General features: G+C 39.0%; 12 protein-coding genes and 4 pseudogenes. 6 read left to right on the top strand and 10 right to left on the bottom strand.

The features are described from left to right. The first annotated feature begins 85 nt into the window (after positions 1-85). Together fdxA and AAEZ18_RS04725 are read left to right on the top strand one after the other, a co-directional pair. Entirely contained in the window at positions 86-409 is a 324-nt protein-coding gene (gene fdxA, locus AAEZ18_RS04720) for a ferredoxin FdxA (RefSeq protein ID WP_011330038.1), read from the top strand. Positions 410-555: 146 nt separating this feature from the next. Beyond that, positions 556-2798, top strand: a pseudogene (locus AAEZ18_RS04725) (carbohydrate binding family 9 domain-containing protein). Between the two features lie 301 nt (positions 2799-3099). Here the strand turns inward: AAEZ18_RS04725 and AAEZ18_RS04730 are convergent. The 6 genes and pseudogenes from AAEZ18_RS04730 to AAEZ18_RS04755 all read right to left on the bottom strand — a co-directional run bounded on the left by AAEZ18_RS04730 (position 3100) and on the right by AAEZ18_RS04755 (position 6244). Then, positions 3100-3806 (bottom strand): annotated as a pseudogene (locus AAEZ18_RS04730) (TorF family putative porin). Positions 3807-3816: 10 nt separating this feature from the next. Beyond that, positions 3817-4245: pseudogene (locus AAEZ18_RS04735) on the bottom strand (BCCT family transporter); the annotation flags it as partial. Continuing rightward, a pseudogene (locus AAEZ18_RS04740) lies at positions 4202-4669 on the bottom strand (aldehyde dehydrogenase family protein); the annotation flags it as partial. The pseudogenes AAEZ18_RS04735 and AAEZ18_RS04740, both read right to left, overlap by 44 nt. A gap of 1 nt (position 4670) precedes the next feature. Next, positions 4671-5246 (bottom strand): transcriptional regulator BetI, encoded by a 576-nt coding sequence (gene betI, locus AAEZ18_RS04745; RefSeq protein ID WP_086995886.1) that lies wholly within the window; start codon positions 5244-5246, stop codon positions 4671-4673. A gap of 438 nt (positions 5247-5684) precedes the next feature. Continuing rightward, entirely contained in the window at positions 5685-5987 is a 303-nt protein-coding gene (locus AAEZ18_RS04750; protein ID WP_350594022.1) for a hypothetical protein, read from the bottom strand. Beyond that, on the bottom strand, positions 5987-6244 hold the full coding sequence (locus tag AAEZ18_RS04755) for a DUF3081 domain-containing protein (RefSeq protein ID WP_086995854.1): 258 nt from the start codon (positions 6242-6244) through the stop codon (positions 5987-5989). Before AAEZ18_RS04755 ends, AAEZ18_RS04750 begins: the two co-directional genes overlap by 1 nt. 146 nt (positions 6245-6390) lie before the next feature. Between AAEZ18_RS04755 and AAEZ18_RS04760 the strand changes: the two genes are divergently transcribed. Then, positions 6391-7671: a flavohemoglobin expression-modulating QEGLA motif protein gene (locus tag AAEZ18_RS04760; RefSeq protein ID WP_011330049.1), complete on the top strand. Its 1281-nt coding sequence runs from the start codon at positions 6391-6393 to the stop codon at positions 7669-7671. 441 nt (positions 7672-8112) lie between these two features. On the opposite strand, the gene AAEZ18_RS04765 is transcribed toward AAEZ18_RS04760, so the two are convergent. Genes AAEZ18_RS04765 through AAEZ18_RS04780 form a run of 4 tightly spaced genes read right to left on the bottom strand, consistent with a single transcriptional unit; the run spans position 8113 to position 12728 of the window. Then, positions 8113-8916, bottom strand: coding sequence for a DUF1338 domain-containing protein (locus tag AAEZ18_RS04765; protein WP_086995857.1), 804 nt, complete (start codon positions 8914-8916; stop codon positions 8113-8115). 49 nt (positions 8917-8965) lie between these two features. Beyond that, complete coding sequence (gene astD, locus AAEZ18_RS04770; protein ID WP_350594020.1) at positions 8966-10432, bottom strand: succinylglutamate-semialdehyde dehydrogenase; 1467 nt, start codon at positions 10430-10432, stop codon at positions 8966-8968. A gap of 6 nt (positions 10433-10438) precedes the next feature. Further along, complete coding sequence (gene astA, locus AAEZ18_RS04775) at positions 10439-11473, bottom strand: arginine N-succinyltransferase (protein ID WP_350594018.1); 1035 nt, start codon at positions 11471-11473, stop codon at positions 10439-10441. A gap of 49 nt (positions 11474-11522) precedes the next feature. Then, entirely contained in the window at positions 11523-12728 is a 1206-nt protein-coding gene (locus tag AAEZ18_RS04780; RefSeq protein WP_011330053.1) for an aspartate aminotransferase family protein, read from the bottom strand. A gap of 191 nt (positions 12729-12919) precedes the next feature. Here AAEZ18_RS04780 and AAEZ18_RS04785 point away from each other — a divergent pair, with 191 nt between their 5' ends. From AAEZ18_RS04785 to AAEZ18_RS04795, 3 genes are all read left to right on the top strand, one after another. Then, positions 12920-13348 (top strand): Lrp/AsnC family transcriptional regulator, encoded by a 429-nt coding sequence (locus AAEZ18_RS04785; protein WP_011330054.1) that lies wholly within the window; start codon positions 12920-12922, stop codon positions 13346-13348. Between the two features lie 282 nt (positions 13349-13630). Next, entirely contained in the window at positions 13631-14017 is a 387-nt protein-coding gene (locus tag AAEZ18_RS04790; RefSeq protein ID WP_350594016.1) for a hypothetical protein, read from the top strand. 226 nt (positions 14018-14243) lie between these two features. Further along, a complete protein-coding gene (locus AAEZ18_RS04795; RefSeq protein ID WP_011330057.1) occupies positions 14244-14672 on the top strand; it encodes a hypothetical protein in 429 nt (142 codons plus the stop codon). The last annotated feature ends 64 nt before the right edge of the window (positions 14673-14736 follow it).

Raw genomic sequence — 14736 nt, forward strand, 5'->3', positions numbered from 1 at the left:
TATTATGGCACTCATATATTGTATTTTAGCCTTGGTTGGGTATGATCTGCCGTTGTCGTTATAAAACCTTAGGCATTGAACCATTATGGCATTTGTAGTCACCGAAAACTGTATTAAATGTAAGTACACAGATTGCGTATCAGTGTGCCCAGCAGATGCATTTTTTGAAGGCCCTAACTTTTTAGCTATAAGCCCAATTGATTGCATTGACTGTGGTTTATGCGTACCTGAATGTTCAGCTGATGCTATTTATCAAGAAGATGAATTACCAGAGTCACAACAAGAGTTTACCGAACTAAATGCCGAGCTTGCACTTATATGGCCACGCATTACGCAGGCAAAACCAGCCCCAGCCGATGCTGATGAGTGGAATGGTATTGCTGATAAACTCAAGCTTATTGAAACCTAATCGCTGCGCTTAAATACTTCTTTATTATTAATTAGTTAATGTTATGCAGAAAACTCTTTGCAAGGTATTAACAAATCCATTGGTATAAACTACAATCCACGCCAGAAATTACTCTTATTGAGTAATTTAAGTCTAAATGGCTGTTTATGCGGTACTTAATAATAAAAAAACAATCAGTGTTCTTTATTTTAAGCTTTTTCTTTCTTTTACTCACCACTCCAAGCGCGCTTGCCAATAAACAACACTATTCACTCACGCGTATTAATAAAAATATAACAGTAGATGGGGTAATGAATGAGGCGCATTGGCAAGATGCCACGCGCATTGCATTGCAGTTTCAAGATGAACCAAATGAAAAAGGTACGCCACCGGTAAAAACCGATGCTTATATATACGAAGACGGCAGTAACTTATATGTAGCGTTTGTTGCACACGATCCTGACCCAACGCACATTCGCGCTGCACTGCGAGATCGCGATACTCTGTGGCAAGATGACACCGTGGCACTAGTAATTGATACCTTTAATGATGAGCGCTCTGGTTATGAATTTTATGTGAACCCGCTAGGGGCTCAGGGCGATATTCGCATGACCGACACCGATGGCTGGCAACAAGACCTTTCTTGGAATGCCATTTGGGATAGCGCAGGCAAGATAACTGAGCAAGGTTATGTGGTAGAAATGCGTATTCCTTTTAAAGCGCTGCGTTTTGCACAAAATAAAGAGCAATTAACCTGGGGTTTTGCCCTAATGCGCAATTATCAACGAGATGTGCTTTATCAGTTATCAAACATTGGGTTTGATCGCGATATTAAGTGCAGCCTTTGTCAGTTTGATAAGCTTACCGGCTTTGAAAAAATAACGGTCAGCAAAAACCTGCAATTAACGCCTACTTTAACTGCGCTGCGTAACGATACCAAATCACAGTTACCGGGTGATTGGGAAAATGGCGATGTAAACGCCGAAATAGGTATAGATTTACGCTGGGGCTTAAGCCAAGACGCCGTTATAAACGCCACTATAAATCCAGACTTCTCGCAAGTGGAAACCGACTCTCTGGCGCTGGATATTAATACCACTTACTCTATATACTATGAAGAAAAACGGCCGTTTTTTTTAGACGGTGCGTCATATTTTAAAAGTAGTTTATTTGAGCTTTTATATACTCGCACCATTGCAGATCCTAATCTAGGCGCTAAATTAACCGGCAAAACAGCTAATCACAGTTATGCGGTGATGTTTGCCGATGACGACAATAGCAATATTTTACTGCCAACTAATCAGGGCTCAGGATTTGCAAGCTTAAACGAAAATACCAAAGTGGCAGTGGCGCGTTACCAGTACGATATTGGCCAGCAAGGCACTGTAGGGATTTCAAGTACGCATCGTGAAGGTGATGACTATCGCAATACGGTTTTATCAGTTGACGGTAGTTACTGGTTTAATCAATCAGACACCTTAAGTTATCAAGTTGCGAGCAGTGATACCCGCAACTCAGCATTTTTAGTTGAAAATTATAACCTGTCACAAACACAATCCGATCAAGCGTATGCAATTAAGCTCACCCGCGATAAACGCGATTATAAATTATTCGCAGAGTACGAAAATATTGGCGCAGATTATCGTGCCGATTTAGGCTATCAAGCTAAGGTCGATTACGAAAAAGTTATTTTAGGAGGCGGGCAAACCTGGTATCGAGATGAAAATGATTTAGTTACCTCTTGGTCATATGTAGCTGATTGGGATAAAACTTGGGCGAAAAATGGCGATTTACTTGAGCAAGAGTACGAAGGTTATTTAAGCTTTAAAGGCCAAAAACAGTCTATTTTCGAAATAGGGCTGATACATAGGTATGAAAATTATAACACTAATTTTTATAATCAAAACATTGGTTATATTTACAGCGGATTTAAACCAACAAAAGATCTTAGGCTGTCTTTGTATGTTGAATACGGGAGTCGCATTGACTACAGTAATGAGCAACTAGGTGACGCCTTTGATACCCAAACTCAAGCGGTGTGGGGTATAAACAATCATTGGCAAGTTGACATAAAGCATAGCTACAGCCAATTAGACAACCTACAAGGGGGCGTGTTTTTACAGCTAACCTAATTGATTTTAGTCTTTACTATAAATTTAATATGCGCTCAATGCTAAAGCTTATTTGGCAATTTGAAGATATTGATCGCAACGAAAATGCTTATTTTTATCAAGTGAACCAAACTAATAAAGATTACGGCAGCCAACTCGTTTATTCGTACAAAATTAATGCGCAAACATTATTTTACTTAGGGTATTCAGATAAAGGTTACCAAGATGAATCACTTAAAAGCTTTGAGCGCGACCAGCGCACCTTTTTTACTAAAGTCAGTTACGCACGGCAGCTTTAAGTAAGGTAAAAAACAACTCGAGTAGGGCTAGCAAGGATGATGGTTTGGATAAGTTTATCAACGCTTATAAAAGTAGATGCTTTAATAATTTAATAGCTTGAAAACTATGTAAAAAGGGTATTACGATTGCCATTGATGATTTTGCACTGGTTTTAGCTTTGTAAGTACTTTGGCTGATTTACCTATAGATGTGATTTAAATTGCTCGATCTTTTATTACTCAAGCAAATAAAAGTAAAAATGCCACTTAACTTAAGTGGCATTTTTTTGCTAAGTAATAGCATTCATTTAATTAATTAAGTTTATAAATTAAACGTACGTGATACGGCCAACACCAGGCGCTCATCTGTGTAGTCGTAATCTAAGCTGGTGTTCTCGGCGGCAACTTCAATATTAAAGCCTTCATAGCTAGTTTTGTATGCTAAGCGGTAATGGTTGTAAGATTTTTTTCATTGCTATCCCACGCGTATTTTTTACCGTCTAATGAGTTTGAAATATCAAAACTTGCACGTAACGCATGGTTAGGTGCTAACTCATATGTATGCGCTATTTGTGATATAACATGCCCTGCGCCGCTGCCAAAGTAGTCCCAGCTGTACCAAAAGTTAAGCTCTGTTTGGCCATAATCACTCGCATAGCCAAATTTTGTATAGGCTTCGCCATAATTAAAATCACTGCCGTCACCTTGATACGTATAATAAGCAATACCGTAATCTAGACTAACTTGTTCGTTAAGTTGCATAAAACGCCCAACGTAAGCGTCAAGCTCAAAGTCTATATCGTCGAGACCAATAATATCTACGTTAGAGGCCCAAATACCCGCATAAACACCGTTATCAAATGCATAATCAAGGCTTGCTTGAATTGCTGGGTCACTGTCGGTTTGGGATACACCATTAAAAGTATAGTCAGAAGCTGCAGTAATGGTTGTTGACCAATTTGCCGCTGCAGTTGTAGATAAAAGTGTAAAAGGTAAAGCGATAAAAAGTTGTTTTAGTTTATTATTCATAATGTTGTTCCTAGCTCATATTTTCAATTTTGGTGTAATCAATTTTGTTTGCTTTTGGTGAGCCTATAATGTCGTTCACCGTTTTTAATTTGTTGTAGCCAATATAAGCAATACAAATAAAGAACAAGGTAATAACTAATGCGCCAACCCATTGAATTTGTAAAAACTCTAACTTAAATAGTAATGTTAACAACGACAAAGCAACAATATTCATGGTTAAATATTTAAATTTACCTAAGCGTTTAACCGTCAAGTTTAAGTTATCTGTGTATAACCGGATAAGCGAATCAAGAGAGTTAATTACAAAAATAATACCAACAAATACCATGGCAAAGTTTTTAATACCTTCGGTAGGAATACCAGCTTCGTGGTAGTGATAAAGCACACTAAACCAGATAGCAATTGGAATTGATGGGAAAATCAACATTGCAGCCAATACCTAAAGGCTCTTTACGGGTATAGTAAAAGTCGCTGCCAACCATTTGTTGTTGGCCAACTTGTGCCGGTGCTAAACCAGCAAAGAATTCAATAACATCAGCGCCTGTTTCAATATCTACACAGTTTGCTTCTTGCATTGGTTTGCCGGTATCAAGTACCTCTACCAGCGCTAGCTCATCATTGCGCTCGCGTAAAATTGCTACGGCCTTGAGTAAAATGCGACTGCGCTCAATAGGCGACATGGCCGACCACTGCGCAAAACCTTGCTTTGCACTTGCAATGGCAGCGTTTTGAATAAACTCGTCAGCAATTTCTACTGCATAAATAACTTCACCCGTAGCAGGGTTAGTTACATCAAATGTTTTGCCGCTTTTATTTGCAAGGAAGTGGCCGTTAATAAAATTTTGATAGACAGGTGTTGTCACGCTAGGCTCCATATTGCTTGATGAGTGAATGCACATAACTTTTTGCTAGCTTTTCACTGTGATTAAACTGATGTTCGTTTGATTTACTAAGTACTGCGCGTAACCATAGGCCGTCGATCATGGCGGCGCTAAGTTCGGCAGCTTGTTTTGCTTGCTCAGTGGGCATTAATTGCTTAAATGAAAATGCTAAATTACTTTGCAAGCGTTTGCTGTTTACATTTTGTAGCCGGTGTAATTCGGCATCGTGCATTGATTGTGCCCAAAAGCTCAACCAAGTTCGTGTAGTGTCTGAGCGCTGTTGCACAAGTGCAAAGTTAGCTTCAATAATAAACATTAAGCGCTGCGTCGCGTTGGTATTTGCTTCAAGCTTGCAAACAAGCTCCTGTTTTAAACTCGTAAGTAAATACCTGACCGTTGCTTCAATTAATCCCTGCTTACCACCAAAGTAATGACTAATAATGCCAGAGGATAATCCCGCATTTTTACTAATACTGTTAATAGTGGTTGCTTGTAAACCGCGCTGTGCAACCGACTCAATTGTTGCGTCAATTAGCTGCTGACGTCTTATAGGTTCCATTCCAACTTTAGGCATATTTATTATTAATTGACCGTTCAATAAACATAAGCTTAAGGTAATAGCTCTAACAATTCAAGGCGCAGGTAAATGATCGGATGCCTAAATGTAGATGAAATATTAACAAAAAAGGTAATCTAGCATACGTAAATAACAAACAATTAATTTAATTTATATTATTTAAAAACAATAGTTTACGCGTTGTTTTATAGTGAGGTAAGTGAGGGTTATTTTTACTAAGAAATAAAATGTAAATAATTTCAAATAATATGCTTAGTACGGTAATCATTAGAGCACTAACGGTATGTGTTGCTGTTTATATAGCCAAAATTGCAATGGATATAATTATAACAACAGGCTGGTTTTATAAAGTTAATGTAAATATAGCAAAGCAAGAAGGGTTAATATATATACAAAGCAGAGGTATTGTTACAGCTTTATTTAAGGCGTTAATATACCTTTGAACAAAAGAGGATAACGCCTAAGACGATTTCCAATGTAGTCATCGGCCATAATTTGTGCGCAAATTTTATCCACGTTATTACATGCTGCAAACACCCAGTCAAATCGCTCAATAGCGAGAAGAAAGCCTTTTTTTAAATGAGTTTGGGTGCGGTAGTAAGCTAGGTTGTGGCGAATAATTTCGAGCTTGTGCGGATTAGCTTCAAGCTCAATAATTACTTGCGTAATAAAGGAAGTATTGAGCTTGCTAGTGGCGCGTTTTTTAAGCCTGGGTGGCAGCATTAGGTTTCATTGGCAATATTGTGTAATTTTTTTAAAAAGTCATCTTTTTGTTTTTCATGTTCGTAATCAAGATGATACGTATTATGAAAACCAAAGCGCAGTTCTACCCCGCTGCCTTGTAAATAAATGGTATAACCGTCTGCGTCTGAATACGCGGTAACGCCTTGATAATGCTTAGCATCATCCTGCATTTCGCCGCGTTGTATTATGCGTTCATACACAGCTAAAATTTGCTTGTTGTCGATTTCATTTTTCATTAATTAATCCTTAACTTTGCAAGTGTATACGTATTAGATATGTGGCCCGATCATCTTAAAAACAATGGTTAAAAAATGATGATATTACTTTGTAATTTGGTTATTTTAAATTATGCTCACAATTCATTATTTGTTGAGCTTACACCATGATAGACAAGGCGTTACTACTTAAAACTCGTGAATTATCAGATCAATTAGTTGCCCTGCAAACACCTATAAGAATACTGGATGCGATTAATTGGGATAAACAAATTAAAGAAGAATTTTTTAGACAAAAATGTCAAAAAAATCCAGTTATCGATCGTGCATATTATCAGCAGCGCGATTTAGGATTTGTGCCCAGCGAACTACGCCAAGCGTTTTCTACTTTGCAGCGTAACATTATTAACCAGTTAGGACAGCTAAACCCAATAGCTCAATATATGGGAAAAATGTGCAGCGAGTATAAAACCGTATTAAGCATGCTGGAATATCGAGGAACGCCTGAATTTCATGACCTATCAGTAGAGCTATTTGGGCACCCTAAAGATTTGTTTCATGCTGGTGAGCCTTCACTTACTGAGCTGGCAAACATGTTAGAGCGGCCGCTTAAAAACTTATTAATTGCCGATATACTGCCAGACGATCCTAAAAATATAGCAGCAAGCGATGCTGTGCGTATTTTATCTGAGCAAGTTAATGCCAGTATGGTAGGGATCAACGTAGAGGTAATGCTAAGCGATGGCATAGTGAGCGATGCAGCAGCTGGGGCTAATAATATTAAGCTAAATAAAGATGTGAAGTTTTCGCAGCGTGAACTCGATATTCTAGAAGTGCACGAAGGCTGGATACATGTAGGCACGACGCAAAATGGCCTAGCGCAACCTTACTTAACCTGTTTAAGTAAAGGCACGCCAAGCTCAACAGTGACCCAAGAGGGCCTTGCGGTATTAACCGAAATTATTACCTTAAAATCAACACCACGGCGCTTATCTAAATTAGTTAACCGTATTCAAGCGGTAACCAAGGTAATTGATGGTGCTGAATTTGTTGACATTTACCGCGATTATGTAGCGCAAGGATTATCGCAAGATGAAAGCTATACTTTAGCTCAGCGTGTATTTAGGGGCAGTACACCCACAGGTTTGCCGTTTACTAAAGACATTGCCTACATTAAAGGCTTTGTTTTGGTGTACAACTTGATTCGGGTTGCCATACAACTGGGCCGAATTGATCAACTGCCTTTATTATTGGTGGGAAAAATATCGATTGATGACTTTAGGCTGATTACGCAACTGCATAGTTTAGGAGTAATCGAATCGCCTAAGTTTGTACCGCCACACTTTAAAGACTTACGCGGTTTAGCAACTTGGCTCAGTTTTGGGCGCTTTATTGGTGACTTGTCGTTTGAACAATTAGAAAACGATTATAAGCCGCTGTTTTTATAATAACCACAGAGAGCTTGTCTCCCTTAAAGCAAAAAAACGCAGTTGGAATGAGCAACTGCGTTTAAGTATATAGTTACAAGCCAACGTAACTATAGTTGAGGAAAGTTTGCTAGTAATTAGCCAGGTAAAACTTGGCTGTATAGTTGCTGATTTGCCTTGCTACAAACTAGGTCTGTAATCTACTCGGATTGATTATAATCAAGAAACGGCGAAATAATAAAACGTGTTTTTAATTGGTGCAATAGTTAATTTTAAATAACGTGGAATTAATTTAAGTTAATATAAAACAGTAGTTTGGGTTGTTAATTTAAATCATCTTATCGATAAGTGAAATTAATCGAAGCGCCATTACGTTAGTAAATCTCTTCACCAGAGTTGATGTTAAATAGGCATAAAAAAAGCCCTTTACGGGCTTTTTAAAAGTAACTAAATACAGGCTAGTTAGCGCGCATTGGTACTTTCAAAAATTTTATCGGCAGAGGCTGCTACAAACCCGGTGTAAAGCTCGCCATCGGCTTTAGGATAGCGAATAGCAAACTCATAAAAACAGCTAGGAATGCTCATTTCACCATCGCTAAAGCTCACTGAGTACTCATCAGCAAGGGTTGACGATTGCTCAAGTAATACCTCTGGCGAGCCTTTTACTTCGCCGCCTGAGCTGTTAAGTGTAAAGCCTGCATCTTTTAGTGCTTGGTTAACATCTTCAATATTATCAAACTTATCAAGGGTATTAATATTTACCGTAAAGTGATTAGCTCGATAACCCCATGCCGACATCCACGCTGCATATTCGCTCTCGGCAAGAAGTTGTTTATAAGTGTCTGTGCTTACTTGCCAGTGCGTGCCTGAGTATAAAAAGTTATCGGCAGTCACTGCGCTTTCGTCAATTTGGCTTACCATATCATTTACAATTGCTTGTAACTCAGGAGAGCATTTATCGACCAACAACTCAGAAATAAATACTTTTGGCTGTGTTAAATCGCTATGCTCGTAGTGCTTTGCGTATAGTTTTTTAGCTTCAAAGTGATACTCACCGCATTCTTTATAACCTAAAGCTAAAAAGTGTGCTGCCAGCTTTTCTAAGCCCACTTTTTCAATGTTAAAGGTACGCAGAGCAATATGATCGTTAATAATGTCATCTTTTTGCGTTGAACCTAATAGATCATGAATTTTGTCTGCCGATGGCGTTACGTTTAAGTAGTTTTGCCATAGGTTATCAAATAATGTATTTACATCAGTATGCATTTTAAATCCTTAAATTTTGTTATATACCTTAACGCTAGTTAAGTTGTATTTATTCAATTATTAAGCCCGGCGCGAGGGTTTGCGGTAAAGTTACTTTATCTGATTCAACAGAAGCTACCGGGTAGGCGCAATAATCGGCAGCGTAATAGGCGCTTGCTCTGTGATTACCACTGGCGCCAATGCCACCAAATGGTGCAGCGCTAGATGCACCGGTAATGGGGCGATTCCAGTTAACAATGCCAGCACGAATACGCTTTAAAAAGTGGTTATAATCGTTTTCACTATCGGCGAGTAAGCCGGCAGATAAACCAAAGCTGGTGTTATTTGCTTCATTAATGGCGCTGTCAAAATCGCTGTAGCGATATATTTTAATTAATGGCCCAAAATGCTCTTCATCTGGCATATCATTAACATTAGTCACATCGATAATACCTGGGCTGACAAAACCAGTACCTGGTTTTAATTGCTTAAGTTCAACTAAAACCTCAGCGCCTTTAGCGACAAGTTCATTTTGCGCAGCCACCATACCTAATGCTGCTTTTTCGCTGATCATAGCACCCATAAATGGCTGCTCTGTTGCAAAGCTGTCATCAACTACAATATTTTTAGTGGCGCTAATAAGCTTAGCTAGAATGGCATCGCCATTACTCGAGTTTTCAATAAATACACGGCGTGCACAGGTACAGCGTTGGCCAGAAGTAATAAAGCCCGACTGAATAATGTCGTGTACTGCGGCGCTAACATCGTTTACGTCTTTAATTATAAGCGGGTTATTGCCGCCCATTTCAAGCGCTAAAATTTTACTCGGGTGGCCAGCAAACTGTTTATGTAATAAATGACCTGTATTAGAACTACCGGTAAAAAATAAGCCATCTATATCTTGGTGAGCGGCCAATGCCTTACCTGTTTCAATTTCGCCTTGTACTAGGTTAATTACACCAGCAGGTAAGCCCGCCTTTAACCACAGCGATAAAGTAAATTGTGCTACATGAGGAGTAAGCTCTGAGGGTTTAAATACCACAGTGTTACCCGCTAAAATAGCGGGCACAATATGCCCGTTAGGCAAGTGCCCAGGGAAGTTATAAGGGCCAAAAATAGCCACTACACCGTGCGGCTTATGCCTAATAAATGCTTTAGCACCTGGCATTGGGTTTTCTGTGGTACCGGTACGCTCATTATATGCTTTTACCGAAATAGCGACTTTACCTGTCATCGCGCCTACTTCAGTACGGGTTTCCCATAAAGGCTTCCCGGTTTCTTGGGCAATAATGACGGCAAACTCTTCGCTGTGTTCTTTTAGTTGTGCAGCAAAGTTCTCTAGTATGGTAATGCGCTGCTCAAGCGGGGTATCAGCCCACTGTAACTGCGCTGCTCTTGCGGCTTTTATTGCGCTATTTACTTGCTCAGCACTGGCGCCATTACCTTGCCAAATTGTTTCGCCATTGCTTGGATTAATTGAGACAAACGCGGGGCCTTGGCCTGCTTGCCATTGGTTATTTATAAGTTGTGTATTCATATATATTTACAGACGAAAGAATCGTGCTGCATCTCCTTGGCTTAACTTAAGTGCATCAGCCACTGCTTGGCTAATGATTAACGTATGCTTTGCATGATTATAATGCGCGTGTTTAGTAAATGTAGCTCTAAAGTCACTCACACCATGATTACAAATAGCGAGCGTGTCGGAACTGTTTTGTGTTATATGTTCAAGTTCACCTATGGTAATAGGGCACACTTGAGACTCGCGAATACTGCGAATATTACCTAGCTTGGCTTCTACAGTGGGGCCGGCATCAAATAAGTCAACATAGCCGCGATGTTCAAAACCTTCTTTTTCGAGAAGTTTAAGCGCGGGTTTGGTTTTTTCATGAACATGACCGATCACAGCTTGGGCTTTTTTACTCAGTAAATTTACGTAAATAGGGTACTTAGGCATGAGCTCGCTAATAAATACCTTGTCGCCTAAACCGACTAAATGATCTGCTTGTGGAAACTCAATACTAAAAAAGTGCTCTTGTAGCCATTGCCAAAATGGCGAATGGCCGTGCTCGTCGCTTACACCGCGCATTTCGGCAATGACGGTATCGGCAAAGCGTTCACTGTGCTGCGCCATAAACAAAAAGCGCGAGCGCGATAAAAAGCGCCCAGTTAAGCCTGCACGGCTGTCTTCACGTAAAAACAAAGTGCATATTTCAGAGCAACCCGTGTAGTCGTTACACATGCTCAAAATATCAACAGTGTTGTATACATTTAATGTAGGCGAGTGATGCACTGTTTTACCTAAGTGATAATGATATAGCGGCACAGTTAAGCCTACAGCGGCTTCTATTGCGGTTGTGCCAATCACTTTACCTGTTTCACTGTCTTCTAAAACAAATAAATAGCTCTCGTCCAATGGTTTATTAATGTTTTTAGCAAAGCTTTTTTCAGCGCGGTCAATTTTTTCTTTTAGCTGGGTGTCATCTACGGGCAAAGAGGTAAACCCATGCCCAGACTCTATTGCTATTTGCTTAAGCGCATCAAAGTCGTTGGCTGTAATAGGACGTAATACTTGCATTAATTACTTGCTCCAATAGCACGCCCAAAGGCGTGCTGGTTTACTATTATTAACCGTTAACTACATCGCTTACGGCTTTATCAAAGCGCTCTAGGCCTTCTTTAATATCTTCTAACGGAATAACTAAAGACGGAGTAAAACGAATAACATCCGCACCGGCTACTAAGTTCATTAAACCATTGTTAGCACTGGCTATTAAAAAGTCGCGTGCACGCCCAGCAAACTTGTCGTTTAGTGCAGCACCAATTAATAAACCTTTACCGCGAATTTCACTAAATACATTATATTTTTCGTTAATCGCATTTAGGCCATCACGAAACAGCTGTTCGCGCTCTTTTACGCCGCTAAGTACTTTTGGGGTATTTACTGTATCAAAAGCGGCTTCGGCTACGGCGCAGGCTAATGGATTTCCACCGTATGTAGAGCCATGTGTGCCAACTTTTAAATGCGCTGCTATTGCCGTGGTGGTGATCATGGCACCGATAGGAAAGCCTCCACCTAACGCTTTTGCTGTAGTTAAAATATCAGGTACTACGTTTAAGCCCTGATACGCGTATAAATCGCCAGTACGGCCAACACCCGTTTGCACTTCATCAAAAATAAGCAGCGCGTTGTGCTTAGTACATAGCTCGCGTACTTTGTGTGCAAAATCGTCAGTGGGTGAAATAATACCGCCTTCACCTTGTAGTGGCTCCATCATTACCGCACAGGTTTTATCGCTAATAAGGGCTTCAAATGCGCTAATGTCGTTAAAATCGCAATGCACAATATCGGCAGGCTTAGGGCCAAAACCATCTGAATAAGCTGCTTGACCACCAACCGTTACGGTAAAAAAGGTACGACCGTGGAAGCCTTTATTAAAAGCAATAATTTGCGTTTTTTCAGCACCGTGTACGTCTAGGGCAAAACGACGCGCTAATTTTAGCGCTGCTTCGTTAGCTTCGGCACCCGAGTTGGCAAAGTACACTTTTTCAGCAAATGTAGCATCAACCATTTTTTTAGCTAAACGCAAAGCAGGCTCATTAGTCATTACGTTTGATAAATGCCAAATTTTTTCACCTTGCTCTTTTAGTGCATTAACTAAAGCCGGATGACAATGTCCTAAACAGTTAACCGCAATACCACCGGCAAAATCAATAAACTCGTTATTATCTTGATCCCATACACGCGAACCTACGCCGCGTACCGGAATAACTGCTGAAGGATTGTAGTTTGGCACCATTACATCGTTAAATAAGTCTCTAGTTACTTGCATTTTTACACCTAAATTATGTGGCTACTTAAAAAAGTGTTGCTAAAACAAAGAAGAACTTAGCCTGTATTCTTCAGTAAACACTGTGTTTTTTGTTATAAGTGTCATTATCGAAGGTTGTGAATGAAATTTGCAGTGCTATTTTGTGAAAAATGATTAGAATAAAAGTCAAATTAACGAAGGGTTTGTGCATTATGATAACTCCACAAGACGAAAAGCTATTATCTATTTTAAAAACCAATGCCAGAGCGAGTATTTCAGATTTAGCTAGGCACCTTAATTTATCACGCTCAACTGTACAAAGCCGCATGTTAAAGCTAGAGGAAAGTGGCGTAATTAAAGGTTATAGCGTTGATTACGGCGATGACTTTTTAAATAGTATGGTAGCCGCTCATGTGTCTATTAAAGTAAGGCAAAAACTGACGACAAAAACCAATTTAGAGCTAAAGCAAATTAATGCTATATCGCAGCTTTATGCTATTAGTGGCGAGTTTGACTTAATTGCAGTTGTGCAAGCACAAAACTTAGAACAACTTAGCCACTTACTCGATGATATTGGCAACTTAGATGGTGTAGAACGCACTACTTCATCTGTTATTTTAGAAACCAAATTTAAACGTTAGGTTTGTTGTATAAAAATGTAAACAGGTAGCGATTACGCATTGATATAGCAAGCAATTTATAATAAAGTTATTGCATAGAGTACAAGCTCTAATGTCATGAAAGTGGATACTATTAGCTTGTACTTTGTAAACAAGGACTGTTTAAATAAACTTAGGAAAGTTGAATTTTACTCTCCCTTTTAATTCAATTAATAGCAATCAATTTACAGTACATTGGGTAGTTTATTTCATTAGCCGCACTGCCAAGGAATCAGCAATCTGCTGACATAATAAGGACAAATTGTGAAAGTTATTATAACCATCATTGTTTTATTAATAATAACGAGTGGCTATTACCTTAGTGTTCATGCCACCATTTTTAATGCGAACAAAACTATTGAAGTTAAAGAGTATAGCGATTTATTTTATAAACTAGGCTCAGATTCGGCCCCAGACTCAGTGAGCATAGATGAAATTATTGCTGGAGCTTCACAATTTGCACTTTCAATGTGCGATGATGCAGTTTATCAGCAGGTTTTAGGGAAAACGGTTGACTCTTGCAAACTCAAGTTTCATCAATCAAAAGCAAAATGCGCACAGTTTTTAACGGCGTATAACGCAGCATTTTACGATAAAAAAACACCGGTTAGCTTAGTCGCAGAAAAGTTTATTGACTGCGTAAGTTCGTAATATTTTAATTACTTATCTTTTGCTCGGGTAAATGCGTTAAACTTGTCACTAATAATTTAGTGGCTTTCTCGTCATTTAAATAGCTCTCTTAATCAATGGTATTGGTATTAATCTTGATAAAGTGCACTTCATTGCAGCTTATATTTATTAATTTGCTAAAATAAGTTTATTAAAGAGAGAATGATTAATTTACCCACTATTTAGTGGTAGCAAAAGGTAATTAGCAATGATGAACACCAAAGTATATAAAGCAGTACACGACTTAGCTGAAGAGCTAATGGCGGCTGCAAATAAAAACGATACAAAAAAGTTCGAGTCACTTTACGCGCAGCTTAAAGCAATTTGTATTGAAAACGAAAATACCAGCAAAGATCACCCTGTACAATGGGAAACGCTGGCTGATTTTACCGAAGAATTAGAGGAAGCAATTGAAGGCTACGAAAAAGCATTAAAAAAATCGATAGCCATTAACTCTAAAGATCATATGTCGTCGGTTGCATTTTCTATGGCAACTTTGCAGTTAGAATTAGGCCAAAAAGAGGCTGCAATTAAAAACCTTCAAGATGCTAAAATCAGCGCTAATAAAATTTCTGATAAAGAGCTTAAAGCAGAAATACACGACCTACTAGAGTCGCTGGTAGAAGAAGAAGGCTAGAGCCTTTTTTATTGATATTTATTTTGCTGAGCTACCTAAGCTCAGCACTTTAAAGTAATACATT

The sequence above is a fragment of the Pseudoalteromonas sp. 19-MNA-CIBAN-0066 genome (assembly GCF_040308705.1).
Taxonomy (GTDB): Bacteria; Pseudomonadota; Gammaproteobacteria; order Enterobacterales; family Alteromonadaceae; genus Pseudoalteromonas; species Pseudoalteromonas nigrifaciens.